Here is a 3,672-nt window from a genome sequence, read left to right as displayed (position 1 = left end):
GGGGTGGGGCGGGCGATGAGGCGCGGTTGGTCGGTGTCGGTTCGGTTGAACAGGCCGTAGAGCGTTTTGAGCTGCGTTTCTTCGCTTCCCGACCCCGACGCGGCGGCGAGCGCGCGCAGTTCGGAATCAACCTCGGCGATGGTCAAGCCGTCTTGGCCGCCAGCCCCGAAAGCGGCAAGGCCGCGTTGGCCGCCGAAATCGTAGCTTGCGGCGACTGCACCGATTTCGCCGCGGTCGGCGAGGCGGTCTTCTACGTCGTCGGCGGAGACGTTCGGTCCGGCGGCGCGGGCAATCGCCTCGTGGCAGAGCCGGGGGCCGATATCGAGGGTAGTCGAATCCCACGCCGGGAACACGCGACCTTGAACGAAGCGAGCGACCGTCGAGAGGTCGTCGTCCGCGTCGCGAAACAGGTCCGAAAGGAGCGAGACGACGGCGAGGTCCGCACTCTCGGCTTCAATCTCGGCGGCGCGGGCTGCGAACTCGGCGAACTCCATCGACGCAGACTATCGCCGCCCGGAGCAAAAGCGTCTCGACAGTCGTCGGGGATGTGATTCGCTGTCGAACGACTGTCTTGCCGGGACGTTCAAGGGTCTCGATGTTTGAACCTCGGGTATGAGCGACGACCTCGCAGAGCGCGTCGAAGACGTGCTCGCGGTCGACGCGGCCGAGTTCGAAGCGCAAGCAAACGCCGACGCCGAGGCGCTCAAGCGCGAACTGCGTGAGGGGACCTTCGACAACCATCAGTCAATCGTCGGCTTGGAGTACGAGTTTTACGCCGTCTCCGACGGCCGGTGGTCCGCGAGCGAAGACGACGTCCACGCGCTCATGCGAGTTCCGAGGCGACTGCTCGGACTCATGGGCTTCGAAAAGGAGTTGGGACTCCACAACGCCGAGATGACGACGAGTCCGCAACCGCTGAACGCCCACGGGCTTCGCGCACAGGAGTCCGAGGTTCGCGCCCGTCTCGACGCCGCGCTCGACTGCGCCGCCGCTGAGGGGATGCGACTCGTCTCCGACGGAATGTGGAGCATCCCGCCCGCCGGAGAAAGCGCCAGCGAATACCTCACCGACTCCGTCACCGACGGCGGCGTCCGACTCGCGACGAACATGAGCAATTCGGTCCGGTATCACGCGATGGCGAACGGTCCGACGGCTCCGTCGTCGTTCACCCTCGAAGCACCTCACGTCTCCCTCGAAGCGGACACCGTGATGCCGGAGGCGCTTATCACGTCGATTCAACCGCACTATCAGGTGCCGCACGCGGTGGACCTGCCGCACTTCTTTAACTACGCGCTCCGCATCGCCGGGCCGCTCTTAGCTCTCGGTGTCAACTCGCCGTTCTTCCCGGCCGACCTCTACGACGACGATGTGACGACGGCGGAGATACTCGACGATGGCTGGGACGAACACCGAATCGCCGTCTTCGAATCGGTGCTCAACTCCGGCGACCACGAGAAGGTCATGTTCCCCCGCGACCTCGACACCGTCGAAGACGCCGTCGACCGCGTCGTTTCGGACTCGACGATGGTTCCCATGTCCGTCGAGCGTGGCGACCGATTCGACGACGCGTTCGCCACGCTGCGCCGCAAACACGGCACCTACTGGCGCTGGGTCCGCCCGGTGTTCGACGGCGCGTCTCGCTCCTCGGCGAACGCCCGAATCGAGTTCCGCCCCATCGCGGGACAGCCAACCGTCCGCGACTCCGTGGCATTCCAAGCCGCCTTCGCGGGACTCATGGAGCGACTCCCTCGACAGGACCACCCCGCTATCGACATCGACTGGCAAACCGCGGAGGAGAATTTCTACACCGCGATGCGAGAGGGTCCACACGGCGACATCTATTGGCTCGACGCCGACGGCAACGAGGTGTCGGGTGCGGAACTCTACGAGGACTTGCTCGTCCACGCCCGCGACGGCCTTCGACTCGCAGGGTGTTCGAAAGAAGAGGCGAACTACTACCTCGAACCGCTTCGCAAGCGGGTCGAAACGGGGGTTACGCCGGCCGATTGGAAGCGCGCCCGCGTCGAGGACGTGCTCGCCGACGGTGCTGACTTCGAGACGGCGCTCCGGACGATGCAACGCGAGTACGTCGAACACCAGTCCGAAACGCTCCTCGAAGGGGAATTCGCGGACTGGTTCTAACGGGACCGGACCCGAACGAGCCTCGCGGGTCTCCCTCCCAACATTTTGTCGAAGAAACAACTATTGAGTCGCCCGACCAAGGCGCGGTATGGTCACCCGTCGAACGAAAGCGCTCGTGCAACTCGGCCTCTCGATTCTCGCGTCGCTCTGGATGCTCCTGCTCCGGAAGATACGTCAGGACAGCGAGGACGAACAGCACGCGCCCGCTCGCTTGTCTCTCGTTGGACTCGTCGCGGGAGGGGTCCGCGGGGTCGGCCACCTGTGGGCGAACGACCGCGATTTCTGGCAGATTCGGACGAGTCGGCGTCGTCGTTTTCTCGCCAGCCTCGTGACGACGACCGTCGATGTTCGGCTGTCGTCCCGTAGCGAATCATTCAACGACAGTTTCGCGCTCGGACACCTCCTCGGCGCGACCGTCTACCGAGCCTGGTTCGGACTCCTTCGGCCGCTCCCGGAAGCAGACGGCTGAGAAGCGATTGCAGCCGACTGGGAAGCGGCCAGAAGCGGTGAGCCGCGTCGAAAACGACGAGAGGCGATTGAAACGCGAGTCCCGCGGGTACGCGACCGGCGGAAACGAAGAGAAACCGCGTACGGCCTTATTCGAAGTCGAGGCCTTCGAAGTTTTCGTGGCGCTGGATGTCGACGCCGTCTTCGGTGACGACGGCGATGTTGATGCCGTTACCCGACGCGAGGTCACGCTCGACTGCGGAGCGAATCGCCTTCGTAGCGACCTCTCTGGCCTCGTCGATGCTCAGGTCCTCCGAGAACTCCTGTTCGAGCACACCGAGGGCGTACTGGCTGCCGGAACCGGTGACGGTGTACTCCTCTTCGAGGATGGAGCCCGCAGGGTCGATGCTGTAGATGTGTGCACCCTCGTCGTCGACGCCGCCGAGGATGGGCTGGACGATGTAGAAGCCACCCGAGCGGAGGAAGTTACCGACGAGCGTCGAGAGTGCCTGCATGCTCATGTCCTCGCCGCGGCGGGATTCGTAGAGTCGAACCTCCGCGCGGAGCGAGCTGATGAGCGACTGGGCCGCGGAGACCGACCCCGCAATGGTCAGTGCGCCTCGCGGGTGAATCTCTTCGACCTTCTGGACGTCCTTCGAGGAGACCATGTGGCCGAGGCTTGCGCGCATGTCAGTTGCAAGGACGACGCCTTCGTCCGTCTTGATACCGACCGTGGTCGTTCCGGTCTTCGTCTCTTTGTCACCGAGCGAGTCGGCTCGACGCTCGGCGTGCGGGAACTCGCCGAGTTCGGGACCGAACACGTTCGAGTGGTCGCCGTTGAGTGAGTCGAGACGGCTAGAGAACTCGTCGTGAGTCGGGGTACGCATTGTCTGCGATTACACTTCGGCGCTGATAAATGCAACCCTTCACCTCGCCGTTGCCGGTGATATACTGTCTGACGCCCGCTATCGGCGGCGCCGCTCTCGGAGCGGAGTCGACAAATACAGCGGTGTGGCCCGGGTTAGCGGGTCGCAGCGCGCTCGTAGGCAGTTCCGGTTGTTTCCACGAGTCGGTGGATTGGGA

General features: G+C 64.3%; 3 protein-coding genes and 1 pseudogene. 2 read left to right on the top strand and 2 right to left on the bottom strand.

The genetic code is table 11. The features are described from left to right. Nucleotides 1–494, bottom strand: a pseudogene (locus QT222_RS04535) (DNA ligase); the annotation flags it as partial. Between the two features lie 118 nt (nt 495–612). Between QT222_RS04535 and QT222_RS04530 the strand changes: the two are divergent. Together QT222_RS04530 and QT222_RS04525 are read left to right on the top strand one after the other, a co-directional pair. After that, the gene (locus QT222_RS04530; RefSeq protein WP_491476440.1) at nt 613–2,142 is read left to right on the top strand and encodes a glutamate-cysteine ligase family protein; all 1,530 of its coding nucleotides are present in this window, start codon (nt 613–615) and stop codon (nt 2,140–2,142) included. Nucleotides 2,143–2,230: 88 nt separating this feature from the next. Beyond that, nucleotides 2,231–2,611 carry a DUF8097 family protein gene (locus QT222_RS04525; RefSeq protein WP_491476439.1) on the top strand — a complete coding sequence of 127 codons (381 nt, stop codon included), beginning with the start codon at nt 2,231–2,233 and terminating at the stop codon, nt 2,609–2,611. A 127-nt stretch (nt 2,612–2,738) separates the two neighbouring features. Here QT222_RS04525 and psmB read toward each other — a convergent pair whose 3' ends face one another. Next, entirely contained in the window at nt 2,739–3,476 is a 738-nt protein-coding gene (gene psmB, locus QT222_RS04520) for an archaeal proteasome endopeptidase complex subunit beta (protein ID WP_004056813.1), read from the bottom strand. Between the last annotated feature and the right edge of the window lie 196 nt (nt 3,477–3,672).

This window comes from Haloferax sp. s1, from assembly GCF_058382125.1.
Note: the sequence above shows the minus strand (reverse complement) of the source record. Positions and strands in the feature narration are given on the sequence as shown.